The sequence below is a fragment of the Streptomyces gobiensis genome (assembly GCF_021216675.1).
Taxonomy (GTDB): Bacteria; Actinomycetota; Actinomycetes; order Streptomycetales; family Streptomycetaceae; genus Streptomyces; species Streptomyces gobiensis.
In genome coordinates this window covers 4445652-4470028 of sequence record NZ_CP086120.1, presented here as the reverse complement: position 1 = coordinate 4470028, position 24377 = coordinate 4445652, and the positions used below count along the sequence as shown (strand labels likewise).

The window sequence follows — 24377 nt, the reverse complement described above, 5'->3', positions numbered from 1 at the left end:
TCCGGGGCTAGCGTTCACCCAAGGCGCCAGAAGAGAGCCGGCTCCCATGCCGTCGGGGCCGCCAGCGCCGCCACAACGCAGCGCAGTCGTCAGGTCAGCGGCCAACTCACCCCCGTCGTTATCTGCGGGCTGCCGCAGTCGCGGGCCAGTATGAGGGAAGTGCCAAGCCCTGTGCCATACTCAGCCGCGCCTGACGCGGTAGGTACGTATGCAAAAACGGGGGGCGCGGCCTTGGTTGTACTGCTGGCTATCATCACTGTTCTCGCTCTGGCCATCGCGATCGCCGCACTTCTGCGCGCGCGACGGAAGCCACCTCAGCCGACATCTACGGCACCGCAGGACCCTTTCAGCGCGAGCAACACAACCGCCGGTGATCCGCGTCAGCTCAAGGCCGGAGAAGTGGTCGAGTACCTCGGCGAGCGGCTGTTCGTACGGGGCTCGCTGCGGCTCAGCGAGGGCGGGTTCACCTGGTCCGAGCACTTCGTGGACGCCATGGACGGCACCGATGAAGGGCGCCGCTGGATCTCCGTGGAGGAGGACCCGGACCTTGAGGTCATCATGTGGACCGCGTACAAGGGGCCGGAGCTGCAGCCGAGTCAGCGCACCATCACTGTGGACGGCATCACTTACCAGCGCACCGAGCACGGGACCGCTTCGTACCGTTCGGAAGGCACCACCGGGCTCGGGGAGAACGGCCGGATGGAGTACGCCGACTTCGATGGCCCCGCAGGCCGCAGCCTGGCCTTCGAGCGCTTCCTCGGCGCACAAGGCGAGGGCACCTGGGAAGCGTCGCTCGGCGAACGCGTCCCGACCGGCACGCTGACGATCTACCCGGGTGGCGGAGCGTGAGCCCGATACCGCTGGCCGCTCCCTATCTCGACACCAGCGCCGACCAACTCTCCTTCGCCCTCGGCCTGCCCACGCAGGAAGCGCTAGCGGTCACCGAGGTCGAGATCGCTGGACTCACCCTTGAGCTCAGACTGCTGGGAGCCTCGCACCAGGTGTTCGCGGGGCCGATACGGGAAACCGTAGCCTGCCTCCCCGGCGTAACGGGACAGCTGCCCTCCTCCGTAGCCGAGGAAATCGGCGACTGGGCGTACCAGTTCACCGCCCGTATCCACCAGTACGCGCCGCAGGAGTTCACCGAACGGGCCACCCAGATACGTCAGCGGACAGCGGGCCGATCCGACGCGCTGTGCGGCGTCTTTCCCGGCTCCCCGGACGCGCTCACCGCGCTCGCCGTACAGCAGGACACGGGTATCGCCTGGCGGACCTGGCACACCTATCCGCAGACCCGCCAGATCGTGGCAACGCACAGCCGACTGGAAGCGATAGAGACGCGATGAACGCGATCAGGAAGACCAGGCTACTGGTGGCGCCGGCACTCGCCGCGCTTCTCGTAACGGCCTGCGGGAACAGCTACAACTCAGTGCCCCGGGACTGGATCTCCAAGAAATACCCGAGCAGCGGCTTCCGGGAATACCGCGCTGACAACCAGCCGCCGTACAGCGTCGCTGATGCGATCAACAGCCATAGCAAAGCGCGCGACCGTATCTCGCGCGGCGGAAAGGTCTTCCTCCGATACCGCGACGACATCGTGGCGGTGAGCCCTCACGTAAGCCTTCAAGGGACCGGCAGCAGGATCGAGATCGAGTCGTACAGCCGCGGCTATCAGCGCTGGCGATCCGATGTAGGCCGCCAGTGGCCGTCCTCCAACAACAGCGGAGGCGGCTTCCGCGGCGGCGGGCCGGGCTCCGGCAAGTAGCCAATAGCCACCTTCACCGTGGAACCGTGGAAAGGAGCCGTGACAAACATGGCAGACATGGCAGACATCTTTACGGCGGCCGGGTCGGCCCTGCTGTACGGCCTGGTGGGCTTCGCCGTCATGGCGGCGGGTTACTTCGCCCTTGACCTCGTGACCCCCGGCAAGCTCACCGAGGTGGTGTGGAGTGAGCGGAATAAGGGAGCGGCGATCGTGCTGAGCGGTCAGATGCTCGGTGTGGGCATCGTCATCGCCGGGGCGATCTGGGCCAGCGAGTCCGAACAGGGGCTCGGTTACGGCCTGTTCAGCACGCTGGTATACGGGCTCGCCGGTGTGCTGCTGATGACGACGGTCTTCGCGGTCGTCGGCATCATCACTCCCGGCAAGATGGGCGCCATGGTGCTGGAGGACCAGGACGCGCGCCCCCACCCGGCCGCCTGGGTACAGGGCGCGATGTACATCGGCACGGCGGTCATGGTCGCTGCCGCGCTGTCCTGAGCCAGATGGCCTCTCAATTCCCCATACCTCAGCGGCGGCTGTCACGTTTCCTGCTGCTGCTTTCGGTCTTCCTCTGCGCGGCCTGCGGCTTGGTGTACGAACTGGCGCTGGTGGCGCTGGGCAGCTATCTCATCGGGAACACGATCGTGCAGACGTCGATCGTGCTGTCGGTCATGGTCTTCGCCATGGGGGTGGGGTCGCTGGCGGCCAAGCCACTGCGGCGGCGCGCGGTCGGCGCGTTCGCCGTAGTCGAGGGCCTGCTGGCGCTGATCGGCGGGCTATCGGTGCTGCTGCTGTACGCGGCCTTCGCCTGGCTGCAGATCTACACCTCCGCACTGGTCGTCATCGCGTTTGCCGTGGGCTCCCTGATCGGCGCCGAGATTCCCCTGCTGATGACGATGCTGCAGCGGATCCGGCGCCAGGAGGCGGGTGGCGCGGTGGCGGACATGTTCGCCGTGGACTACCTCGGCGCGCTGATCGGCGGGCTCTGCTTCCCGCTGCTGCTGCTCCCGGTGTTCGGGCAGCTCAAGGGAGCGATGGTGGTGGGCGTGGTGAACGTCCTCGCCGGAGTCGTGGTGGTGCTGTGGATCTTCCGGCACCAAACCCGAAGGGTTATTCAAGGCGGACTGCTGGCCGGAACAGCGGCCGTACTGGTCGTGCTCAGCGGCGCGTACGCCTTCGCCGACGACTTGGAGCTCACCGCCCGCCAGCAGCTCTACCGGGATCCGATCGTGCACGCGGAACGCACCCGGTACCAGGAAATCGTCATCACCGAGGCCGCAGCCTTCAACGGGGCAGCGGACATGCGGCTGTTCCTGAACGGCGACCTTCAGTTCTCGTCCATCGACGAATACCGCTACCACGAAGCCCTGGTACACCCGGCGATGCGCGGTAAGCATTCATCGGTTCTCATCCTGGGTGGCGGCGACGGCCTCGCGGCGCGCGAGGTCCTGCGGTACGACGATGTCGAGGAGGTCACCCTGGTCGACCTCGACCCGGCCATCACAGAACTGGCCCAGTCCTACGGCCCACTGCGAAACCTCAACGGTGACGCGCTGGCGGACCAACGGGTCACCGTAGTCAACGAAGACGCGTTCAACTGGCTGCGGACCACGTCCCGGTCGTTCGATACCGTGGTGATTGACTTCCCGGACCCCGACAGCGATGCCACAGCGAAGCTGTACTCAGTCGAGTTCTACAGCATGCTCTCCCGCGTTTTGTCCCCGGACGGCCGCATGGTGGTGCAAGGCGGATCACCGTTCTTCGCCCCCAAGACCTACTGGTCAATCGAGGCAAGCATCCGTGAAGCGGGCTTCACGACAACCCCTTACAACATCGACGTCCCCAGCTTCGGCAACTGGGGCTTCATCCACGCCAGACCGGCCAAACCAGATCCGGGCCCAAGCACCCAAGCCCAACCGCTCCGCCTCGCCCCCGATACACCAGAGCTGCGCTTCCTCGACGAGCAGGTGCTAGGGGCCGCCACGGTCTTCCCACTCGACCGCCGCGCGGAGCAACAAAGGGTGCAGCCCAACACACTGATGCATCCGGTAGTGCTCCAGTACAACCGCGAAGAGTGGGAAACCTACTAACTTCCTTGGGTGGGCGCCAAGCAGGGCCGCAACCTCTTCTGCGGAATCTGGCAAACGGAAACAAGCCCAGTGCTGCTGTCAGGGCAAGATCTTCCCGGTCGCCATGGCCATGGCGCCCAACATCGTCGCCAGGTAGGACCAGCGGGTACGGCCGCGCCGTGCCAGCTCCACGCCCAGTCCAGCGCAGCCGAGGCCTACGCCGTAGGCGATGGTCCAACCTCCTGTATCCGCAACACTCTTCAGCCGGGAAGCAACTCCGGACACGCACATCAGCGCTACCAGCACCGCCGGCACCATCCGCGCCACCCGTGCCCACCGTGCCTGCTGTGCCCGCTCCTTCGCGAGTGCCGGATTCGGCTGCCCCTGGAAACCTGCCCGCAGCTCGTCCGTACCCGGGTGGGCAGGCGCGCCCTCGCCTCCTTGGCCCCAGGTCTGTTCGCCACCATTCATAGCCATGGCACGGGAGCGTACTTACCGCCGCCCAAGGCTAGGACGGCGGCCAAGCACTGGCCGCAGCCGCTGCGGCCTGAGGGGGAGCGCGTCCGAGCCCCAGGGGCGCATTCGCTAGGCTCACTCTCGATGCTGCCACCTCACGCTCCCTCCCCCAACGCCACGGTCATACGAACTGGCCGCCGCAATGCGGTCGCTGGTATGTCCTGTTCCGTTTTCCTCATAGCTGTCGGCATCCTTGGCGTGGCCGGCACCGTCCTGGTCTCCACCGGGAACCAACAGGGTGAGTCCACCGCAGGGGGGTACGTAGGGCTCATCGTGATGCTGGCTCTAGGGGCCCTCGGCGTCTTCTTCCTCATTCCGATCTGGAAGGGCCGCCGCATCATGGTCAGCATCGACCACACCGGCCTCTGGTTCCATAACGGAACAGCTCAGAACGTCATCTCCTGGCACACCCTCGCTGGAGTCGGACTCTACTGGAGCGAGTTCGGGCGCAGGTCGAAGCTGTACTCCCTAGAGCTCTGCCCTAACGGCCCGATCGACCGCGACGACCCGGTTCTGTGGGGCCTGGTCCGCGACGAAGAGCCCCCGCACCCGACTCTCCCGCGTCTGCGCTACCGACTCCCCCTCACTGCCGCCACGTACCGGCCTGTAGTGGCGGCAGTCCAGCAGTACGTCCCCCAGCTCTGGCTTGGCGAATCACAGCGTGAGTCAGGCCATATCGGCGTCCCGGACCGCAAGGGCCACCTGAAACGTACCCGTAGTCGGACCTACTGAACGGCCGAGCCGCCCCGCCCTGACTGCGGGCCGGTGCTGCCAATGGGGACGGCCCGCACCGGTGAAATCGCTTGATCGTATGGTTAGTTGCGCGTGGCGACTGAACGCTGTGCGATTGTGGGAAAACGGGAGGGCAAACCCCAATGGAGCCGCTGCAGCCGGGCGATCCGCAGAGTCTTGGCAGCTATCGCATTCTCGGGCGACTCGGGGCAGGTGGGATGGGCCGAGTGTACTTGGCACGCTCTCCCGGTGGCCGAACGGTCGCGGTCAAGGTCGTTCGGTCAGACCTCGCCGAGGATCACGATTTCCGCAGCAGATTCCGCCAGGAAGTCGAAATCGCGCGGGCCGTATCTGGCCGCTACACAGCCCCCGTTGTCGATGCCGACACGGAGGCAGCTCTGCCGTGGCTGGCAACCCAGTACGTCACTGGTCCCTCCCTCAGCGACGTTCTCGATCGGCACGGGCCACTTCCGGAGAAGACGGTGCGTGCGCTGGGTGCCGGACTCTCCGCCGCTCTGCTCGACATCCACGCCGTCGACCTCATCCACCGTGATCTGAAGCCGTCGAACGTGCTGATGGCGGCGGATGGACCCCGGGTGATCGACTTCGGGATCGCCCGAGCGGTGGAGGGCAACCGCATGACTCAAACCGGGGTGGTGGTCGGCTCCCCCGGCTTCATGTCACCCGAGCAGGCCATGGGTCGCCAGGTCAGCCAGGCTGGCGACATCTTCTCGCTCGGCGCGGTACTGGCCTTCGCCGCGACCGGACGCAGCGCCTTCGGCGAGGGTGCCCCAGCAACGATGCTCTATCAGGTAGTCCACGAAGAGCCCGATCTCACCGGCGTCCCCGCATCGTTGGCCGCGCTCATCAGCGCATGTCTGGCCAAGCGGCCGGAGGCCCGGCCCACGCCGGAGGCGATAGTCAGGGATCTGGAACCCAACGGCCTGGACGACGCCTTCGCCGACTGGCTGCCCGGCGGCGTCGCCTCCACCATCGCCACCCACGCCTCCCGCCTTCTCGACCTCGACACCCCACCCGACGGCAGCCCAGCGCAGCCCCCGCAAGCTCCCCAAGGATTCGGTCCGCCGTCCGCCTTCCCCCATTCCCAGCCCGGACTGGCCACGCAGCCCAGCACCGCCCCCACCCCGCCGGGCGGATCCACGCCTGTCGGGCCCCCATTCGGCATGCCGCCCATGCAACCGCTGGCAAGCCCCCCAATGCAGCTTCCGGGCCCGTATATGCCGGGGCAGCCCTCTCCCGGGCGGAATGGCAAATCGACCACCGCCATCGCAGTCGTCCTCTCTCTGGTAGCAGTCCTGGTGCTGGGCGGCGGCGGTGCGGCCGCCTACTACGTCATCAAGAAAAGATCCGCCAACGCTTCCGCTGACGCCAAGCCCGCCGATGCACTCAAGATGCTGTGGGAAAAAGAGATACCCGACTCGGAGCTGCATGTATCGGAGGATCACAGTCTCCGGACTTTCTGGGCCGATCACCGTCATCCGATCTACGGCGATGAGAACGGCATCCGTGCCTACGACGCAGAGTCGGGCAAGGAGGTCTGGACGGTGGAGAAGCCGGAGGGGACCAGCAAGCCCTGCGCCATGTCCCGCTACCCGAACTCGGACGAGATTGGCGCAGCCGTTTTTGACATAGGCGGCGGCGACTGCTCCTACCTCGTCGCCTTCGACACGGGCAATGGGGAGACTCTCTGGAAGAAAAACCTCAAAGGCCAGCGCAAGACCAGCAAGCCTAAGGTCGATGTCGCGGACGACTTTGTCCTGGCCCACATCGGAGACACCTACGCGGCCTTCGCTGTCTCTGGAGGCAAAAAGTTGTGGTCAGTTGCTGCCCGTGGGAGGGACTGTGACACCGAGGCGGCACAGAGTTCGGACTACGGGGTGCTCACCAGCGACTGCACCGGGATCTCACCCAAGTACCACATGACCATCCGCGACCTGTTCCTCGCCAAGGACCGGATGTTCTCGGGTGAGAAACGCCAAGTGGTGCAGGTTGTGTCGGATAGACCGCTGACGCTGTTGATGATTGGCAGGGGTGCGGACATGAATGACCCCAGCAACTATTATCTGCAGACCGTCACCGATAGCGGCAAGCTCAACAAGAGCTTCCAGCTGAAGGGGGATTTGGCGAACCTGCGCTTCGACAGCCGCATCGTCTACGGCCTCTCAGACGAGGAAGTTCTCATCTCTGCCTATGGCGACAGCGACGGAACGGCGGCGACGGACCTCAAGACTGGAAAAATACTGTGGCACAAGGAGGGAGCCGTTGCTCTCGGATCCACTCTGGACGGAGTGATCGCGATCAGAAGGAGCCCGACCACGCGGGACCCACAGCTGGTCTCCATCGGGCTGCGGGACGGCAAGGAGGAAGTACGCGGGACACTCTATACGCCAAAGCACTCGCTCACTGCACTCAGCACCATGTCCTACGCATTTGACGGGTACAAGTTCTACGTTGTCGGGAAGAACCTCAACGACGACAGGACGATGATCCGGGCTTTCGAAACGAACGTCCGCTGACGAGAGCGAGCCAGGCGAGGCATCAGGCCGACCGTCGAATCGCACCGGCGGCCTCCTACGCAATCTGTCCTGCGACGTTAACCGGAACGAGTTCGGCGACCGTGCGGGGGCTGCGGCACGACTGTCGCTGGGCCGGGTCCGAGTCGACGCCCATTCCAGCGCTGCTGTCTGCGCTAAAAAACTTCAGCGTCAGCCGAAGGCTGACGCTGAAGCACCGCCGCCGACGTCCGCAGGCGCTACCAGCCCACCGGGCCCGCTCCCCAATCGGTCTGGACCGTCAACGGTGGCACGTTCGCCGCTGGGAGTCCCAAAGAGTTTCCCCTGCTGCTGTTCTCCGCCCGCCACCCAATAGGTCGCCGTCGGCCGCCGACGCCCGGCCCCGTTTCAACTGCCCGCCTGAACAGCGACTGAGCCTGCCACGATGAACAAATCAACCTGCCGGAACAGTAGAGCCCAGCGCCCCACCCCGACATGACAGGGCCGATGCGTCCAGCAAGGACGTCCTTCGCCACTTCATGAAGAGTGTCCCCGGCGTCCCCACTCGCAAGCCGCTCAAGAGCCTTGCGAAGTACACGGGCCCTGCGACGGGTCTTTCGCTACGTTCCATGAACTCGGACTCGTCGAGCTGGTTGGGGACTCCGGTCCTCGGGCACAGGCGCTGCCGTTGTGGTGGATAACTGCCTCTTGGCCCCCTGAACCTACCCAGACTCCTTACGCGCCCTCAATGCCCTGCTGTCACAGAACCGTCACGGGCTCCGGCGGGTTCTCGCAGCCAGCCTGATTCAGGGTGTCCGGCCGCTAGTGCGTGCCCGGTGTCCCTCGACGTCGGGCTTGCCGATATGGCCGGGGCTGCGCTGATCCTCCCCCAGCCAAAGCTGGGGGACGTAACGCTGAACGGCCTCTGCGACCTCAGCATGGCTGCCAAGGGTCAAGCGGATCCGGTGGCGCAGCCGGGGCAGCGAGGGATCCAGCGGCTCCTCGTTACGGACCAGAGGCCACAGCACTGGATCGTCGCGGTCGATGCGGCCGTTGGGGCACAGCTCCAGGGAGTACACCCTTCCGCCACGTCCAAACGGGCTTGAATACAGGCCGACTCCGGCGATAGTGCCCCAAGGGATGACCTGCTCGGCCTTCCCGTCGTGGAACCACAAGCCCGTGTGATCGACGCTCACCCGCCTGTTACGGCCCTTCCACATCCTCACGAATCCGAATGCACCGAGCCCGCCGAAGACCAGGAGCAGGGCAATGACTGTCAGATATAGCCCAAGGGCATTCTCCTCACCGGTAGTGCCGGCCATGGTGCTGAATGCGCCATTGACGACCAGAAGCCCAATGACACCTGCGGCGATGAGTCCGTTGCGGACATGGCGGCGGCCCATGTATATGACCGCAGCATCCGGCGAAGGCGACGGTACGTCTGGAGAGGACATGAAGCGACATCGTAGCGACCGGCACCCTGGTTTCCCAGTCGCCCCTAGCCCTGACGGAGATAAACACACTCGCCGAAGCACCCTCATCTCTATCCCGCGTTGCGGATGCTGTTCTCCTCGGCATAGCAATACATAGCAGCGGTCAGCCTGGCTAAGGTGTCCCGGCAGCGCCCGAAATGCCGGGCGGGAGGCCAGGCGGGAGCTGCCCTTAACGCCTCTGCGGGACCGCGCTGAGCTGCAGACGAAGTACTTCATCGCCGCGAACACGGACTGGCTGACGGTCAGCCATGTCCTCCTACGCTCCCGATCTCAACCCGCAGGAAGGGCATCTGGTCGCTGCTCAAACGCAGCATCGGGAACCTCGCCGCCACCGACGTCGACAAGCTGGCTAAGGCCGTCAAAGAACGCCTCAAGAAGATTCAACGGCACCTAGTGCTGTGGCCAGGAAGGTTCACCGGGGTGGGGTCGTGGTGGTGGATGACATCACGGAGTGGCTGTTGGGCTGCTTCGAAATCGCTGGACGCCCTTTGGGCTGGTCGGCGAGCATCCGCAGGGACAGATGAAGCCGACTACTGGGGACCGTTCACGCGGAGCCCGAAGTGTGTGCGTTTTGTCGAGCTGTCCGGCGGGGCGATGTCCGCTTTGCTCGATGGTGACCTGTCCGAAGCCAGCAGGGTGGCCGGGGTTTCGCTGACCGAGTACTTCGTGACCGACAGAGCACGGTGGCTATGGCAGTTCCGGCTCGACCAGATGGCCGCCGATCCCGGCCAGGCGCGGTGGATGGTGCGACAAGCGGTCGTCGGCGACAAGGATCTTGTCGTCGGACATGCCGGGTTCCACGGACCGCCTGATGAGTTCGGCATGGTCGAGATCGGCTACTCCGTTGTTCCCGACTTCCGTCGTCAGGGATATGCCCGATCCGCGCTGATCGAGTTGCTGCGCCGGGCAGCGGCCGAAACCACAGTGTTGACTGTGCGGGCGACGATCAGCCCCGACAACGTGGCATCCCTGGCCACGATCTCGGGCTTCGGCTTCGTTGAGGTCGGAGAGCAGTGGGATGAGGAGGACGGTCGCGAACTCGTCTTCGAGGTTCCTGCCCGCCGGATTCCACCCGCTTGATGGGAAGGTTCACGGCGTAACGCTGAGCTGTGACCGGGGCGTCCGGCGTGGTGGTCACGCCGCGGCAGCGAGTGGGCGTCCGCCCCAGCGGAGGCCTTTCTCGCTGCGGATGCGGGCGCGTTCGCGGCGTTGAGCGGCCAGGACGTCGAGGTGGCGGGCATTGACGTTGCGCCAGCGCAAATAGGCGTGCAGGGCTCGGGTCTGGACGGTGTGGTTCGCATGGTGGGAGTTGGCCATGGTGAACTGCCGCAGCGGCCCGAAGTGTGCCTCGATCGGGTTCGCCCAGGAGGCGTTGGTCGGGGTGAAGCACAGCCCGACCTTGTTCTTCTTCGCCCAGGCGCGGATCGTCGATCCCTTGTGGGCGGAGAGATTGTCCAGGATCACGTAGATCGGGGCATCGTCCGAGCGGGCAGCCCGGATCGACTTCAGTGCCGCCATGGTGTTGGCCGCCCCGTTGCGGCGGCGGTTGATGCCCCACAGGGCGTCGTCGCCGATCGAGTAGCAGCCGTGGAAGAGTAGGTGACGCCGTGGGTGCGGTGGTAGGTCGCGGGCAGTCGGTCGGGGCGGCCTTGCCGGGCCCAGCAGGTCCCGCCGGTGGGGCGGATGCCCAGAGGGCCGAACTCGTCGAAGGCGAACGTACGGTCGGGGAAGTTCTCCAGGACGTGCTCTATGCGGTCGAGCTTGGCGTCGCGCTCGGGGTCGGTGGACTCCTTCCACGTCTTGGTGCGCTGGAAGGTGATGCCGTGGCGGGCGAGCAGGCAGCGCAGGGCCTCGCGTCCGATGCAGATCACCCGTCCGTGGACTTTGCGCAGGTAGGCGGCGAGTTTGCGCAGGGACCAGCGGGTGAAGGGCTGGCCGAGCTTGGTCGGTCGGTTGGTGGCCGTCTGGACGACGAAGTTCTCGTCTTCAGGGCTGAGCAGGCGGGGACGGCCTCCCGCCCACTGAGGGGTCCAAGCAGGCCAGGCCGATCTCATTGAAGCGGTGGATCACGTCGCGGACGGTGTCCTCGTCGGCCTGGACGACTTCCAGTGCAGGTCGTCATCCACGACCGGCTCGCCGAGCGCCGCGAACAGATGGGCCCACTGCAGTGGGCCGAACGTTTCGCCGGCCCGCACGCCCAGCTGGCCGACCTGCTCGACCAGGCCGACGAGGCAGCCGTCGAGGACGCCCGCAAGGCCGCCGGGCCGGACGAACACAAACTCGCGGACCGCCTGCTGAACAGGGAGCTCGACATCCGATGACCTCACCCGCCCTGATCCTTCTCGGCGAGCCGGACACACGTCCCGACGGGCTCCCGGACGGCACCGTCTGGCCAGGCCCGGACACGCTCGTGCTGATGAACCGGCAGATCAGGAGCGACACCGATCCCGCCCGGCTGACCCGCTTCGCGGACGACCGCTGGGACCTCAATCCCGGGATCTTCGAAGGCCATGCACGGTCCCAGACCCTGAACTTCGAGATCCTCCCCGAGCCGCTGAGGCTGGCCACGAAGTTCTACATCTGGCAGCTCATAACCACCCCAAAGCCCGCACCCTGCGGCGCTCGGCGACGAACCGGATGGCCCTGCACACGGTCGAGGTCTTCTTCTACGGCTCTCTGCAGCACGTCCTGAAGTGGTTCGCCGAACCAAGGGATCAACGAGTTCTGCCAGGTCACGAACGACATGCTCTGGGACTACCTGGACGCACTCGACGAGGACGGCCGTCGCCATCCACAAGCGCTATCGCCGCATCACCGAAGTCAGACGGCTGTGGGTCCACCGCAACATTCTGCCGTTCTACCTGCGACTTCCTGAGGCTCCTCCTTGGGACGGCGAAGACACCAAGGATCTGCTGGAGAGAACCCGCGGTGACCGGGAGAACCGCACCATGCGGATCAGCGAGCATACGATGCAGCCCCTGCTGCGGTGGGCCATCCGCTTCCTGGAGGACTTCAGCGAGGACATCGTGGCCGCCTGGGATGAGTACAGGATGCTGCACTCCCGGCGTCCGGAACACCGCCGGGGCCAGCGGCGCGGGCGGAAATCCGGAGAGCTGCAGGCTGACCCCAGAGTGTTTCTCGACGGGCTCCGCAGCCGGGGCGAGGGGCTGCCAGGCAGTCGGCGCGACGACGGCACGCTGGGGCCGGCATGGCGCCATATCGCGTCGCTCCTGGACTGCTCGGCCTCAATCGAGAACACCGGGTCCGGGCGTCTGATCTTGGAATCGGGCCTGCCCATCGCTGATGACTGCTACCTCGACACCCCGGCCACCGCGGACCTGGACGGGCAGCCCTGGCACCCTCGGATCCCGTTCGACGAAGCCCCGCGGCTTGCCCGCCTGCTGAGCACGGCCTGCTTCATCATCGTCGCCTACCTCTCGGGCGCCCGCGTCGGCGAAGTCATCAACCTGCGGCGCGGATGCGTCAGCCACGACAAGGACCTGGGGCTGTGGTTGATGGAGGGGCTCTACTTCAAGGGCGCCGAGGACGAAGAAGGCAACAAGATCCCCGAAGGCACCGTCCGCGAAGACCCCTGGGTGATCATCGAGGTCGCCGCGAAGGCCGTCGCCATGCTGGAGCAGCTGCACGACAGCCACCTGCTCTTCCCGAACCGGCTCAAGCCGATCAAGACGACGCCCGGCATGGAGACGAAACGCCGTGGTGAGGCCCGCGCCGACCGGCTCATCGCCGACGACATCACCAAGTTCACCGACTGGGTCAACGAGCGATGCCGGCTACTGGGCCGCAAGGACCACATCCCCGCCGACGCCGGCGGAACGGTCGCCCCCAGCCGCTTCCGGCGCACGCTGGCCTGGTTCATCAGGCGCAAGCCCCGCGGCCTGATCGCCGCCTCCATCCAATACGGACACGCATACACGCAAATGCTCCAGGGGTACGCGGGTTCCTACGAGGCCGGATTCCTGGACGACTACGCGTTCGAGGACTGGCTCTTCCGCATGGAGGGCATCGCCGAGGACGAACGCCGCCTTCTCGCAGGCGAGCACGTCAGAGGACCCGCCGCGGACGCCTACCGTTACCGCGTCCAGGCGGCCAGCCGCGAGTTCGCCGGCCGCGTCCTGAACAGCGAGCGTCATGCCCGCGACATGCTGGCAACCCACTCCTGCAGATCCACCACGGCGACGGCATGACCTGCGTCCTCAACCCTGCCCTCGCGGCCTGCCAACTACGAGGCTCGATCGACGATCCCATGGTCACCCCCGACACCGACGACTGCCGCCCTAACTGCCAGTGCCTCGCCCACACCGACCGCGATATCGAGATCAACAAAGTACGCGCCGCCGAACTCGCCGAGATCGTCCACGACACCCTCGCCCCACCGATCCGTCACGCACGCGAGAAGCGGGAACTCAACCGGCTCCTCGCGATCATCGAGCACCACCAGCACGGAGCCCGACCATGACCGTCCTCCCGCTCGACGGCGAGCACGACCCCGTCCGCCGCGACATCATCGCCGCCATCAACCGCCTCCTCGCCGGCACCCCACACCGATCGAACGGCCGCCTCAACGTCACTCAGCTGGCGATCGAGGCCGACGTCAAGCGCTGGCACCTCACTCACCGGCACACCGACCTCAAGGACCGGTTCCAGGCCGAGGCCGCCCAGGAGGAGGCCAAGCGAACGAAAGCTGCCCAGACCGGTGACGACCTAGAGGAACTGAAGCGGGAGAACGGTGAGCTCCGCCAGCATTGCCGTCACCTCGAGAGCCGCCTGGAGATCTACGCGACGGCCCTCAACCAGCTCGCGCTAGAACATGCAGCTGTGTCGGGACGCGATGCCGACGCTGCCAAGGTCAGAACGTTGCCGCGGAGACGTCAGCCCAGTCCTTGATCGTCCGAACAGCCTCTGTTTCACAGCCCTCGGAAGATCCGCAAAGACGGTCGCGGCCGCCACCCGCGCGAGTGCATACTGCCGCATGCCACGGATGCTTGAGGACCTGCTCGACGCAAGCAGAAGTACGGGTTGGGCAACAGCTCACGGAACCCTTGACCAGGTTCGGCTGGACGCCATGATGCTCAAATGGACTGAGGTGCCTACACGTCGCGGCGGCCCAACGGTCTCCACCTTGCGCCCGGTCACTCCGGCCAACGCGCAACCAAATTCCCTGAGTGCCCGCTACGGCACAGGACCACAGCCACTCCACACCGACGGGGCCCACCTGCCGAACCCTCCAGACATCGTGGTCCTTACCTGCGCAAGCACCAGCACGACACCCACGCGCCTCTGGAATGCGATGGGCGGAGGGCCATACCCGGGCGCATCGCATCTCGTTAAGCACGGCGTCTTCCTGGTGAGCAGCGGCAACGACAGCTTCTTCGCCACCGCCTACGATGTCGGTCTCGCCCGCTTCCGCTACGACCCAGGGTGCATGCTGCCCGCCGACGCACGGGCACGGAAGGCGGCGCAGTTCTTCGAGACGGTGATGAGCGACGCGACCGATCACCACTGGAGCGAGCCCGGGCTAGTCCTCTTGATCGACAATCGCCGAGTCCTCCACGCAAGGGCCTCCGCCGACCACGAACCGCAGCGAGAGATCCAGAGGCTCAGCTTCTTCCTGAACCGGGAGGTGTCATGACTGGGCCGTTCGATCACGAGGCTCTCTGGATGAAGGCGAAGCTCTTCCTCAACCGAGCCATGGACGAGGATTCCCGATCCTTCGATGAGCAGGCGCTCTGGGCCGCTCTGGCCCTTGAACTCTTGGCCAAGGCTGCCCTCGCCCGCGTTTCTCCGCTCCTGATCGCAGAACCGAACGAGGAGGGGACCAACCTTCTCATTGCGAGTGGGCTCGTCAAGGGCAACGCGCGGTTCACCTCAGTGCGAGCGAAGACCCTCATGGCTCGGTGTCACAAGGCTTTCAAGCCCTTCGACTCGTCTGAGGCCATGCTGATCATCAATGGCCGCAACGAGTACCTCCACAGCAGTGGTGCTGGCTTCATGGCCATCCCGCCTCACGCGTGGTGGCCCAGATACTGGGCCCAGGCGGCCATTCTGGTGACAGCGCTTGATCGGGACATCGAAGAGTTGGTTGGCAGCGATCGTGAGCTCACGGTCACCAGGCACCTTGAGCAGAACGCCAAGAATCTCGAGCAGCGCACAGAGGCACTGATCGAGCGCGCCAAGCAGCGTCGACAGCAGCGGCTTGAGGGAACCCTTCCCGCGAAGGTTGCTGCGGAGTGGAAGAACGCGCAGTACTTGTCGGCGCAGATGAGCCACAGTGAGGCCGCAGCCTGTCCAGCCTGCGAGTCGACTGGCCTTCTTGAGGGTGAAGAAGTGCTTGGAACGGACGTCAAGTATCCAACTGGATCATTTCCCTCAGATGAGGAGTATGACCCCATCATGGATATCTCGGTGACGCTGACGATCGGCGCCGACCACTTCAGTTGCCCCGCCTGTCAGCTCGTCCTGAACAGCTACGACCTGATCCGTCAGGCAGGGCTGGAGACCGAGTTCGAAGCCCCCGGCGATCTCGACGACATCGCCCATGAGCCCGAGTACGGCAACGACTGAGGCGACATCTTTGGTGCCAGTCTGACGAGCAACAGTTCTGTTGCTCGTCAGACTGGCACCCCCACGAAATAGACGCCCCCCGCAGCGACCGCCGCCAAGGTCAAAGCATATTCAAAACCCCGCCTTACCCCTGCCATTGCCGCCATGAACACCCACGCACCTGCGGTATAGGCCACCCAAATGAGGACTTCACCCCAGCCATGAATCGCAACCGTGACAAGGAGAATGCTCAACAATCCAGCCAAGGCGTAACAACAGGCCACTACCGCAAGCCAAACAGTGCGAACTGATCTACGTTGGGCAGAAATGCCTCGACCTGCAGCAGTCACCGAACCCTCACCATCCAAAGACGCTCCAAGTATCACTCCACTGCCAGCTGCGCAGTAGCTCCAACGTAGTAGCCACTGCGCATGGCTTGGCCGCAACCAGCCCGAGCTTCGAGCGGCAGGTTCACGTCCTGCCAGCAGATCGCCTTGATCTCCCTGGCGCAGGACCTGACGGCCTTTTGCGCCGGGTAGGTGTAGACGTAGTACTTGCTGGTGCCTCGCTTGCGGTGACGCTGGATGCGCCAGCCGAGAAAGTCGAGGCCCTCGTCGATGTGGACCACCCTCCTGTTGTCCATCACGAGCCGCAGCGCGAGCCCGGACAGCACCTCGGCCACCTCGTCGAGGAGGGCTTCGGCATGCGCCCTGGCGCCAGACACCATGATCGCGAAATCGTCTGCGTACCGGATGAGCCGGTAGTTGGCGAATCCGTGACGGCGACGCTTAGGCCGTTTCCTTCGGATCATCTGATCGTTGGTTGATGTGTGTCGTTGACTGATGCCCAGTGGGCACGGATCGAGCCGTTGTTGCCGGACCGGACTCCGAAGCGGGGCGGACGGTGGCGTGATCACCGCCAGGTGATCGACGCGATCGCGTTCAAGTACCGCACCGGGACACCGTGGATGGACCTGCCCGAGCACTTCGGGTCGTGGAAGGGCGCCCACAACCGCCTGCGGAAGTGGGCCGCCGACGGCACCTGGGAGAAGGTCTTCACCGCCCTGCTCGCCCAGGCCGACGCCGAAGGCGACCTCGACTGGGTCGTCGCGGTCGACTCCACCATCGTCCGAGCCCACCAGCACGCCGCCGGGGCCCGTCAAAAGGGGCCCCGGCCGGCGAGCCGGACGACCATGCCCTCGGACGCTCCCGCGGCGGACTGACCACCAAGATCCACCTCGCCGCGGACAGCCACTGCCGGCCCCTGGCCTTCGTCATCACGCCTGGCCAGGCAGGTGACGCACCCGCATTCCCCGAGGTCATGGCCCGCTTACGGGTGCCCCGGCCAATCGGCCGGCCCAGGATCACGCCGGACGTGATCCTGGCCGACAAGGCCTACTCATCCCGCGCGATCCGGACCCATCTCCGTCGGCGCGGGATCCGGGCCGTGATCCCGCAGCCCGCCGACCAGGCCGCCAACCGCAAACGCCGCGGCAGCCGCGGCGGCAGACCACCAGCCTTCGACCGCGACGCCTACAAGCGGCGCAACACGGTCGAGCGCTGCATCAACAGACTCAAGCAATGGCGCGGCCTGGCCACCCGCTACGACAAGACCGCCACCATCTACCTCGCCGGACTCCACCTCGCCGCCATCTTCATCTGGTCAGCGAGATGATCCAAAAGAAACGGCCTAGCCCTCTCCACGCGGTCTGTCCACTTCGCTGCGAAGTGCTCGTCGAGAGCGGACAGGGCCACATTGGCCAGCAGAGGACCCAGCTCGCCGCTCCCGCCAGTCACCCGAAGATGCGTTGAATGGATTCCTGGGCCCCACTGGCTGCCGCGCCAGTAGGGCCCTTCTGGGAATCATCTGGGAAACCATGGTCCGCCAACGGGGCGGTGAAAGAAATGCCGCCGGCGACGAGGGTAGCCAACTCCAGGAATTCCTCTTCGACTTCGAACACCTCGGTGGACAAGGAGAGCACAACAGCCTGGGGCATGCGGGGGAAGGCGATGTGAAAGCTGACAGAGCGTACTTCCGCCTCCCTGTCTGACGGCACGCCGAAGAACACACCAGGCACCGGAACCACTTGATCTGATACGACAACCGTGGCGAGGCCAGCGGGGAGCGGGACGATTCCCTTGTGCACATCCGCGCCCGAGTCCGGATGACTTTCCAGAACGTCGTGGGCGTAGAGGTTGGGATCTCCGGGAGCCCGGTCCACCACGGAAATCTGACACAGCCCTGTTAGTAGCAGGTTTTCCTCCGTATTCAGAGCGAAGGAACTGACATGCACCAAGCCGTCTACGACCATCTTGCTTAGCACGGCCTCGAAGCTAAGGACGCTCGCGACTATCTGCTCTGGGGATGCTGATGGGTAAAGCCGCGAGAGACTTTCGTAGTTCTCATCCATTCGTGTCACCAGGTCACCCGAGATATCAATCGGGTGGAATCCTTCGGGTAGCATGTACCACAATGGAAGCGGAACGGCAGCACTGGTGATTCCTGCATCTTTAAGCATCATAGAGCCCTAGCTACAGAGAATATCTTTTGCAGTGGATCGACCGACATACCGGCGCTAACCAACGCGTTGTTGGCCACAGTTCCCTTTACCGCCTTATCAGCAAGAGCTTCGCTATTGTTCCCCAGCGTCATGGCTGTGGGCGCCGCAAGCCCTGCGGTCACGACTGCTTGCGTTACATCGGCGGCCATTTCGGCGGCGGCCTTCGACGAGCCTAGCCTCTTGGCGGCAAATTCGATTGGTCCGCCGATGACTCTGTTTGAGGGGTTCGCGGCCTTGGCGAACTCACTGAAGTGCTTGGCCCCGGTCTTGGTTGCTTGTGACACGGTGGAGGTGGCTCTAGCCACCGCACTTGCACCACGGGCCGCACTGGAGGCAGACCGTCCTGCGCTGATGGCAGCCTTCGCACCCTTGAAGGCGGGGCCTACACCGGGAACGACTCCAAGCAGGTCACCGCCAACTGTCGCCCATTCACCCATATTGCTCGACGTCGGTGGCCACATATCTTTTCCACTCTTGGCGTACTGATATGTGTGCGCACCAGCGGCAGCCAGGCTGAGACCAATCGCAAGCGGAGCCAAAACGGGAACAAAAATAGCGGCGATGCCGACCGCCGTGGCTGCGATGGTGAGTAGGTCCCCGCCGTGCTTGTCCCACCAATCCTTGAATCCCGACAAGATCCCGCCATCAGGCGCGTGGTCATCCGCGTGTTTCCGGATACTATCAGCGAAGTCCTGTGCTGTATCTGAATGACGGCGCTCCAACACCTTAGCGTCGTCGATCAGGTCCTTCAGCTTGCTGTTAGCATTACCCAGGGCCTTGAGAGCGGTTGCCACCTTGCGTTGGGCAACGTCGACCCGGTGCTGCGCGCTGTCCAGCTCGGTTTGGGTATCGAAGTGCTGACCAACCAACTGTAGATCAGGGTGACTACGGGCTGCTCGGTAATCTCTTTCTGCCTGCTCTCCCTTCTCCCTAGCCTCCTTGGCGTCTACCTCGTAGTGACGTGCCTTGACTTTCATGTCATAGAGCGCATCACTCCATTTCGCCAGTTCCCCTCCAGCAGCTTTCAGGGAGTCGTGCGCACGCTTCAAGTAGTCGGGGAGATCGGCTACCTTGTCGGAAAATTTCTTGGAAGCTTCCCCAGTCCAGTAGGAACTCTCCTTATCCAACGTATCCAACAAGTCGTGGGTGCTCTGGAGAGTCTTGGCGGTGCGCTTGAGATTGTTAGCCAGGTTGGTTGCCAACCTGGGATGGCCCGGGGTCGGGTTGAAGCCGAGTCCGCTCCACTCATCGGTCACTGCGTTTACCCGCCGCTCTTATCCATCCCACTTTTAATCTCTTCTTCCGTCTTCTCATAGGCCTTAATGATCGCCGGAAGTGCCTCGTTGAGCGTCTTTATGCGTTTCTTTGTCTCGCTCAAGCCATGCTCCCAGCTGTCCTCAAAGTCCTCGCACGCCTTATCTAGTGACCGCTTTCCTAGATTTTTCGGTCCGGTGGCCTCCATCCGACGCAACGCCTCTTCCAGCTGACTCTCGCTCTCCTCCAGCTTCTTCTTCAGTTTCCGCAGCTCTGCAAGACTGACCGTGAAATCCGACATACTCTCTCTAACGATTTGGCCGCTGCTGGTTTCGCCGCTCGTTCTCCTGCGCTAGGACAACTTCCCGGTAGGAGGCGATCACCGGCGCGTAGAGCTCCCGGATCTCCTTGCGCAACTTCCGGACCCGTTTGATGAAGTAAACACTTAGCGATAGCATCGCTACTGCGGATATGTGGATTCCTACTGCGACCGGCCGATCGTCGCCGACAAAGCCCGCGAGCATCCACCCCTTCACCCACCCTGAGATGATGGCGATCGTGACAAATCCACCCGCCAAGAAGGAAACACATATACCCATGACAGCTCGGTCGCTCCTGGAGCGAAGCTTCCGCATACCCTCTTCGGCGTTCTTGACAGTTGCTTCATCCAGGGGGTCGAAGCCTTCGTTCTCGCAGACCCAGCGGGCTGTGCGATGGGCTGCAGGGCTGCTCTGCAACTCCTCGAGAGGCGGGCCACCACGTACATCTGTGTCTGTTGCAGAACCGGGCTGTGTGCCCATGCGGTAGAAAAGCCACTTGCCCTTAGTGTTGTGCGTCTGGCGAAGGAACCCTTTCTGCCGTGCAATGCTCTCGGCCTGCTCATCAGAGATTCCCGGGTACATACCTGGATCTACGCGTACGTGTCCGCGGGCATCGGGGATCCCAGTGGAAAGTTCGGAGCGCAACTCTATTACGCGTTGCTCACGGGGAATTCTTCTGCGGGTACGGAACTTCTCCCAGGCAGCCCAAACATTGAGGAGCAGCACCAAGCCCAGGAATATTCCAACACCACGCAGATCTTCCCAGCCGATGTTCGTTCCCTCAGGGGCCGAAACCTGAAAGACAGCGTGGACCATACTAGTTGATCACCTCGCAGTGTAGCTAATGACAGACTCCCGCGCCGAAAGATTCCAGCCTTTTGGAGCGCCAACCAAGTCGGTGGAGGAGCCGTCAGGGGACAAGGTTCGGGCCCAGCCAACCAGCGCGAGACGTCAGGTGAGCTTGGTAACACAGGAACGCCCTCCCCGTGTTCATCTCCACACTGACTACCGACTCTTCACTGTCAAACCCAACTGTGTGCTGGCCATTGATGATCACAGTGATGGCCAGCGACATCGGCACACGAGGCGTGAAGCCCCTCGGCCGACGCTTACCAGGGGTAGGGGGCTACTGGCCCGGAGGCTGGGTGGGCGGACCGGGCGGATAGGTGCCCGGAGAGGTCGGCTGCTGGCGTGGGGCATGTGGCATCGGCGGAGCCTGGCCAGGAATCTGTTGGCCCGGGTATGGCGGGGGCTGCGAGGCGCCTTCAGGAGCACTGTATCCATCGGCCTGACGACGGCGCCTGGAACGCATGACAATAACCAGGACGACAATGACGAGGATGACTACGGCACCGAGGACAAAGGGAGCGATGAGAGTAATACCCCTCTCAAGGATCGAGGGTGTAGGACCGTCGCCCGTGCTCGGCTTGGGCAAACCGTCATCCAACGATTTAGGCATCGGCAGGGGACCCTGCTCTGGGCCGACGGAGATGTCGAGCTTCAAGGCGGACCAAGGCTTGATGAAGCCGTATCCGTAGTACTCGTCGGGGAGCTTGGCGTCCTTCATATCGTCCGGGAGTCCAGCGGACTTGACGAGCCTGTTGGCGACCTGACCAGCAGTCAGTTCCGGATATTTGGCACGAATAAGTGCGGCAGCGGCGGATGCATAAGCAGTGGCATCCGAGGTACCGCTAGCTTTCTGGTAATGGTCATCGCCCTTCCCGCCAGCATGCACGATATCCACTCCAGGTGCCAGCAGATCAACATTGGAGTTGTGGTTGCTGTCCTCCCAAACCTTTCCGTCCTCGTCCACTGCCCCGACGCCGATCACGCCAGGATAGGCGGCTGGATAATTTTCCTCTGAACTTCCATCGTTTCCAACGCCAGCAATGAGCACAACATCTTGCTGCACAGCATAGTTGATGGCCTTGTGAACCTCGAGATCGTCCCCAAGTACGTAGGACATATTGATGACCTTCGCCCCGCGATCAACGGCGTAGCGAATCGCTTTAGCCTGCTGCCTGTATCCGTAACTGTCGTGCATTTCGAAAGACAATGGCAATATCTTTGCCTCGGGTGCCAACCCCTTAATTCCCTTGGAGTTGCCAGGACCATGGCCGTGCCCAGCGATTAGGCTTGCCATCGCCGTACCGTGATCACGGATACCCTGCCCTGGATCCAGGCGGGTCACACCATTCTTTTCCCCGTCGCCAAATTCCTTACCAGGGAGCATATTGTTCGTGATGTCCTGATGAGATGCACGGAATCCGGTGTCAATCACAGCAACCGTGATGTCTTTACCCGTCGACATCTCCCAGATGTCCTCAGCAGCAAATGCCGCAAGTGGCCATTGTTCAGGACGCGGGTCAGGAGGCGGATCAGCCGCAACGGCCGCCGAACCTGTACTGAAAAGCATCGTGCCCGTTAGCAGCGTGCCAGTGACTGCGCGCAGCATACCTGTGAAGCTCATCCTTGTGTCCTCTTTCACGCGGTGTGGGGGTGCAGCCGCACGCTGCACCCCCACTACCGCTACATCCCTCTGTACATCAAGCAGTTACTCGATGACCTTCGGCGCCACATTTCGCTGCGGCGTCCATGTCTCCTCGTCCTCCACCAGGTAGTCGGGACGCTTCCCTCCATCCTTCTCCTCATTCGAGTTGGCGCCGCGGGCACCAGGCGCACCCATCATCCCTGGCCCGCGGCCCTTACCAGCCTGCGTGCCCCCGCGGCTACGGTGCAGACCCGAACCACCCTGCGCACGTGCGCCGGACTTACCTCCGGCAGCGCCGACGACACCGCCACGCTGACGAGCCAGGCCGCCCCGGCCCGCAGCACCCTTGGCGCCACCAGCACCTGCTCCAGCACCACCCATACCGGGCATGCCCCCGGGACGCCCTCCGCGTGCGCCCGTACCGCTACGAGCACCGCCGCCCGCCATCGCACCAGGCATGCCAGGCATGGTCGAGCCTCCGGACCCGGTACCGACACCACCGGCACCTGTGCCTACGCCACCGCCGAGACCACCGCTGCCAAGGCCACCACCGACCCCGCTGGTACCACCGCTGAGACCGCTAAGTCCAGTACCGATCTCCGATCCCGGCTTCGAAGCATTACTGATGCCGCCAGGGCCGCCGGTGCCAATACCACCGCTGATTCCGTCAGGACGAGGTCCCGTCACGGCCGGACCCACGTTTCCGATGCCGCCGTTCTTGCCACCAACGTAAGGGGAAACATTTTTCGGGCCTGCGCCACCAGGCGTCGGCATAGGAATTGGCGGGACTGGTGTTGGAGGAGTTGGCTCAGACGGCCAGTCACCGCCCGGTTCAACTGGGCCCTTCTTCAAGTTGCTTGTGTGCTGCCTATAGTTATAGGCGAGCTGCTCCATCACGATAACAGCTTCGACCTGGCGCTCCTTGCTTACGGAAAGGTTGTCGCGGTTGGCCTCGAGCGCTGTCTGGGCGTCCATCTTGCCGCTCTTCATGTCCTCATGGAACTGAGAGTCATCGCGCTTGCCGTCACTGAGAGAGTCGCCTGCCCTCTCCAATTTGCTCGCCTCTTCAATTTCGTCCATGGCCTTTTGGGCCTCGAACAAAGTCTGAGCGACACTCCCTGGCCCAGCGATTGAAGTCGGCGCACTCGCGTCGGTGTTGATCCCCTGCGGGGCTGCCCCGTTGCTGTTGCTCTCTGGGCCGATCAATGCAGCCTCGGTGTTGCGCGCATGACCGTAGCACCGATCGAGCTTCTTCAGGACCTTGTTGGCAGCTTCTCGAAACCTGTCCGCTGCAGGCCCATACCAGTTTTTCGACGCTTGCTCGACCGCATCCAGAAACTCTTTCCGAATGCCGCCCGATCCGTCTTTTCCGCCAAGGTGCTCGGCGGCATTTCTCCAGGCCTCACCTGCCTGCTTGACCGTGACGGGGTCGGCATTCTCAATCATGGCCTTGAGCTGCTTGAGGCCATGATTGTGGAAGTCCGATTTGGACGGGGGGATCTGCCTCTCCCCGGTCGGCTGGAGTTCCTTAACTTTCTCGTCGTGCTCTTTCGCTTTCCGATCCAGCGCTGCTTGGTTCGGATCATATCCCTGTCCGTACGGACCGTTTCCGTAATATCCACCCTGAGATGGCACGTCAGCCACGTCTTCTCCCCCTACCTTCCGTTGACCTACAAGCCAGCTTCCGACTCACGTCGCTTCCTCAGTCACTTCATGCCCCCCGACTTCGCAGAGTTTTCGTGCTCCGCGTCGTCGTAGGAGCCGCGAGCTCGTTCCGTCTTCTGCCCGAAGTCCCGGATGAGGGCCTGCATTTTCTTGAGCACTTCATCCATGTAGGTCTGCATTTCGTCATGAGCGTTGACGAGATCCGGAGCCTCTAGGAAGTCCTTCCCGAGAGCGGACTTTGATAGGGAAGTGCCGTACCCCACTTTGCCAACAGGCTTGTCCATGGCCCCGTCCAGTCGCTTGATACGCTGTACGACTTTGTCGAGCTCACTGAGGTCGACGCGGTACTGCTCTTTGCCACCCACTACTGCCTCCCCGCTATCCTTCAAATCTGCCGATACCATGTCCGTGAGGCTGACCACCACAGCCGGTCAACTT

The 24377-nt window shown here is 63.7% G+C and carries 26 protein-coding genes and 1 pseudogene; 16 read left to right on the top strand and 11 right to left on the bottom strand.

Annotated features, from left to right (window positions below; genetic code table 11):
- Positions 1–231: 231 nt before the first annotated feature.
- Genes test1122_RS20865 through test1122_RS20845 form a run of 5 tightly spaced genes read left to right on the top strand, consistent with a single transcriptional unit; the run spans position 232 to position 3852 of the window.
- A complete protein-coding gene (locus test1122_RS20865) occupies positions 232–849 on the top strand; it encodes a DUF4178 domain-containing protein (protein ID WP_232270688.1) in 618 nt (205 codons plus the stop codon).
- A complete protein-coding gene (locus test1122_RS20860; protein WP_232270687.1) occupies positions 846–1346 on the top strand; it encodes a DUF2617 family protein in 501 nt (166 codons plus the stop codon). Before test1122_RS20865 ends, test1122_RS20860 begins: the two co-directional genes overlap by 4 nt.
- Positions 1343–1765 carry a DUF4247 domain-containing protein gene (locus tag test1122_RS20855; protein ID WP_232270686.1) on the top strand — a complete coding sequence of 141 codons (423 nt, stop codon included), beginning with the start codon at positions 1343–1345 and terminating at the stop codon, positions 1763–1765. Before test1122_RS20860 ends, test1122_RS20855 begins: the two co-directional genes overlap by 4 nt.
- 48 nt (positions 1766–1813) lie before the next feature.
- A complete protein-coding gene (locus test1122_RS20850) occupies positions 1814–2260 on the top strand; it encodes a DUF350 domain-containing protein (protein ID WP_232270685.1) in 447 nt (148 codons plus the stop codon).
- A gap of 5 nt (positions 2261–2265) precedes the next feature.
- A complete protein-coding gene (locus tag test1122_RS20845) occupies positions 2266–3852 on the top strand; it encodes a polyamine aminopropyltransferase (protein WP_338423558.1) in 1587 nt (528 codons plus the stop codon).
- Between the two features lie 78 nt (positions 3853–3930).
- Here test1122_RS20845 and test1122_RS20840 read toward each other — a convergent pair whose 3' ends face one another.
- Positions 3931–4308 (bottom strand): hypothetical protein, encoded by a 378-nt coding sequence (locus test1122_RS20840; protein WP_232270684.1) that lies wholly within the window; start codon positions 4306–4308, stop codon positions 3931–3933.
- Between the two features lie 195 nt (positions 4309–4503).
- Between test1122_RS20840 and test1122_RS20835 the strand changes: the two genes are divergently transcribed.
- On the top strand, positions 4504–5079 hold the full coding sequence (locus test1122_RS20835) for a hypothetical protein (RefSeq protein WP_232270683.1): 576 nt from the start codon (positions 4504–4506) through the stop codon (positions 5077–5079).
- A 143-nt stretch (positions 5080–5222) separates the two neighbouring features.
- Complete coding sequence (locus tag test1122_RS20830) at positions 5223–7616, top strand: protein kinase domain-containing protein (protein ID WP_232270682.1); 2394 nt, start codon at positions 5223–5225, stop codon at positions 7614–7616.
- A gap of 782 nt (positions 7617–8398) precedes the next feature.
- Here test1122_RS20830 and test1122_RS20825 read toward each other — a convergent pair.
- Complete coding sequence (locus test1122_RS20825; protein WP_232270681.1) at positions 8399–9046, bottom strand: hypothetical protein; 648 nt, start codon at positions 9044–9046, stop codon at positions 8399–8401.
- Positions 9047–9649: 603 nt separating this feature from the next.
- Here test1122_RS20825 and test1122_RS20820 point away from each other — a divergent pair.
- On the top strand, positions 9650–10165 hold the full coding sequence (locus test1122_RS20820) for a GNAT family N-acetyltransferase (protein WP_232270680.1): 516 nt from the start codon (positions 9650–9652) through the stop codon (positions 10163–10165).
- Between the two features lie 54 nt (positions 10166–10219).
- Here test1122_RS20820 and test1122_RS20815 read toward each other — a convergent pair.
- A pseudogene (locus test1122_RS20815) lies at positions 10220–11191 on the bottom strand (IS630 family transposase); the annotation flags it as partial.
- Positions 11192–11193: 2 nt separating this feature from the next.
- Between test1122_RS20815 and test1122_RS20810 the strand changes: the two are divergent.
- From test1122_RS20810 to test1122_RS20780, 7 genes are all read left to right on the top strand, one after another.
- The gene (locus test1122_RS20810; RefSeq protein WP_232270679.1) at positions 11194–11406 is read left to right on the top strand and encodes a hypothetical protein; all 213 of its coding nucleotides are present in this window, start codon (positions 11194–11196) and stop codon (positions 11404–11406) included.
- A complete protein-coding gene (locus test1122_RS20805) occupies positions 11403–11777 on the top strand; it encodes a hypothetical protein (protein ID WP_232270678.1) in 375 nt (124 codons plus the stop codon). The genes test1122_RS20810 and test1122_RS20805 overlap by 4 nt, the downstream gene beginning before the upstream one ends.
- Positions 11778–12033: 256 nt before the next feature.
- A complete protein-coding gene (locus test1122_RS20800) occupies positions 12034–13293 on the top strand; it encodes a hypothetical protein (RefSeq protein WP_232270677.1) in 1260 nt (419 codons plus the stop codon).
- Entirely contained in the window at positions 13290–13565 is a 276-nt protein-coding gene (locus test1122_RS20795) for a hypothetical protein (protein WP_232270676.1), read from the top strand. Before test1122_RS20800 ends, test1122_RS20795 begins: the two co-directional genes overlap by 4 nt.
- The gene (locus tag test1122_RS20790; protein ID WP_232270675.1) at positions 13562–13993 is read left to right on the top strand and encodes a hypothetical protein; all 432 of its coding nucleotides are present in this window, start codon (positions 13562–13564) and stop codon (positions 13991–13993) included. The genes test1122_RS20795 and test1122_RS20790 overlap by 4 nt, the downstream gene beginning before the upstream one ends.
- A 460-nt stretch (positions 13994–14453) precedes the next feature.
- Positions 14454–14738: a Fe(II)-2OG oxygenase family protein gene (locus test1122_RS20785; RefSeq protein ID WP_232270674.1), complete on the top strand. Its 285-nt coding sequence runs from the start codon at positions 14454–14456 to the stop codon at positions 14736–14738.
- Positions 14735–15670, top strand: a complete 936-nt coding sequence (locus tag test1122_RS20780) for a hypothetical protein (protein ID WP_232270673.1) — start codon at positions 14735–14737, stop codon at positions 15668–15670. The genes test1122_RS20785 and test1122_RS20780 overlap by 4 nt, the downstream gene beginning before the upstream one ends.
- A 361-nt stretch (positions 15671–16031) precedes the next feature.
- On the opposite strand, the gene test1122_RS20775 is transcribed toward test1122_RS20780, so the two are convergent.
- Positions 16032–16460 carry an RNA-dependent RNA polymerase family protein gene (locus test1122_RS20775; protein ID WP_232270672.1) on the bottom strand — a complete coding sequence of 143 codons (429 nt, stop codon included), beginning with the start codon at positions 16458–16460 and terminating at the stop codon, positions 16032–16034.
- A gap of 18 nt (positions 16461–16478) precedes the next feature.
- Here test1122_RS20775 and test1122_RS20770 point away from each other — a divergent pair.
- Positions 16479–17323 (top strand): IS5 family transposase gene (locus tag test1122_RS20770; RefSeq protein ID WP_422396910.1). Its coding sequence is split into 2 segments (ribosomal slippage): positions 16479–16809 and positions 16809–17323, totalling 846 coding nucleotides; the frame shifts between segments, so codons are not numbered across the junction.
- A 118-nt stretch (positions 17324–17441) separates the two neighbouring features.
- On the opposite strand, the gene test1122_RS20765 is transcribed toward test1122_RS20770, so the two are convergent.
- From test1122_RS20765 to test1122_RS20735, 7 genes are all read right to left on the bottom strand, one after another.
- A complete protein-coding gene (locus test1122_RS20765; protein ID WP_232270671.1) occupies positions 17442–18170 on the bottom strand; it encodes a hypothetical protein in 729 nt (242 codons plus the stop codon).
- Positions 18167–19465 (bottom strand): putative T7SS-secreted protein, encoded by a 1299-nt coding sequence (locus tag test1122_RS20760; protein ID WP_232270670.1) that lies wholly within the window; start codon positions 19463–19465, stop codon positions 18167–18169. Before test1122_RS20760 ends, test1122_RS20765 begins: the two co-directional genes overlap by 4 nt.
- A gap of 5 nt (positions 19466–19470) precedes the next feature.
- On the bottom strand, positions 19471–19764 hold the full coding sequence (locus test1122_RS20755) for a ubiquinol-cytochrome C chaperone family protein (protein ID WP_232270669.1): 294 nt from the start codon (positions 19762–19764) through the stop codon (positions 19471–19473).
- A gap of 7 nt (positions 19765–19771) precedes the next feature.
- Positions 19772–20599: a hypothetical protein gene (locus tag test1122_RS20750; protein WP_232270668.1), complete on the bottom strand. Its 828-nt coding sequence runs from the start codon at positions 20597–20599 to the stop codon at positions 19772–19774.
- 310 nt (positions 20600–20909) lie between these two features.
- A complete protein-coding gene (locus tag test1122_RS20745; protein WP_232270667.1) occupies positions 20910–22253 on the bottom strand; it encodes a S8 family serine peptidase in 1344 nt (447 codons plus the stop codon).
- Positions 22254–22337: 84 nt separating this feature from the next.
- Complete coding sequence (locus tag test1122_RS26615; RefSeq protein WP_277879864.1) at positions 22338–23918, bottom strand: hypothetical protein; 1581 nt, start codon at positions 23916–23918, stop codon at positions 22338–22340.
- Between the two features lie 62 nt (positions 23919–23980).
- The gene (locus tag test1122_RS20735; RefSeq protein WP_232270666.1) at positions 23981–24343 is read right to left on the bottom strand and encodes a hypothetical protein; all 363 of its coding nucleotides are present in this window, start codon (positions 24341–24343) and stop codon (positions 23981–23983) included.
- Positions 24344–24377: the final 34 nt, after the last annotated feature.

Bases quoted from the DNA above. Each gene is read 5' to 3' on its own strand.
- test1122_RS20780 (WP_232270673.1), top strand. From the start codon at position 14,735: ATGACTGGGCCGTTCGATCACGAGGCTCTCTGGATGAAGGCGAAGCTC.
- test1122_RS20750 (WP_232270668.1), bottom strand. From the start codon at position 20,599: ATGGTCCACGCTGTCTTTCAGGTTTCGGCCCCTGAGGGAACGAACATC.
- test1122_RS20790 (WP_232270675.1), top strand. From the start codon at position 13,562: ATGACCGTCCTCCCGCTCGACGGCGAGCACGACCCCGTCCGCCGCGAC.
- test1122_RS20805 (WP_232270678.1), top strand. From the start codon at position 11,403: ATGACCTCACCCGCCCTGATCCTTCTCGGCGAGCCGGACACACGTCCC.
- test1122_RS20845 (WP_338423558.1), top strand. From the start codon at position 2,266: ATGGCCTCTCAATTCCCCATACCTCAGCGGCGGCTGTCACGTTTCCTG.
- test1122_RS20765 (WP_232270671.1), bottom strand. From the start codon at position 18,170: ATGATGCTTAAAGATGCAGGAATCACCAGTGCTGCCGTTCCGCTTCCA.
- test1122_RS20855 (WP_232270686.1), top strand. From the start codon at position 1,343: ATGAACGCGATCAGGAAGACCAGGCTACTGGTGGCGCCGGCACTCGCC.
- test1122_RS20825 (WP_232270681.1), bottom strand. From the start codon at position 9,046: ATGTCCTCTCCAGACGTACCGTCGCCTTCGCCGGATGCTGCGGTCATA.
- test1122_RS20800 (WP_232270677.1), top strand. From the start codon at position 12,034: ATGCGGATCAGCGAGCATACGATGCAGCCCCTGCTGCGGTGGGCCATC.
- test1122_RS20795 (WP_232270676.1), top strand. From the start codon at position 13,290: ATGACCTGCGTCCTCAACCCTGCCCTCGCGGCCTGCCAACTACGAGGC.
- test1122_RS20735 (WP_232270666.1), bottom strand. From the start codon at position 24,343: ATGGTATCGGCAGATTTGAAGGATAGCGGGGAGGCAGTAGTGGGTGGC.
- test1122_RS20850 (WP_232270685.1), top strand. From the start codon at position 1,814: ATGGCAGACATGGCAGACATCTTTACGGCGGCCGGGTCGGCCCTGCTG.
- test1122_RS20830 (WP_232270682.1), top strand. From the start codon at position 5,223: ATGGAGCCGCTGCAGCCGGGCGATCCGCAGAGTCTTGGCAGCTATCGC.
- test1122_RS20840 (WP_232270684.1), bottom strand. From the start codon at position 4,308: ATGGCTATGAATGGTGGCGAACAGACCTGGGGCCAAGGAGGCGAGGGC.
- test1122_RS20835 (WP_232270683.1), top strand. From the start codon at position 4,504: ATGTCCTGTTCCGTTTTCCTCATAGCTGTCGGCATCCTTGGCGTGGCC.
- test1122_RS20775 (WP_232270672.1), bottom strand. From the start codon at position 16,460: ATGATCCGAAGGAAACGGCCTAAGCGTCGCCGTCACGGATTCGCCAAC.
- test1122_RS20745 (WP_232270667.1), bottom strand. From the start codon at position 22,253: ATGAGCTTCACAGGTATGCTGCGCGCAGTCACTGGCACGCTGCTAACG.
- test1122_RS20755 (WP_232270669.1), bottom strand. From the start codon at position 19,764: ATGTCGGATTTCACGGTCAGTCTTGCAGAGCTGCGGAAACTGAAGAAG.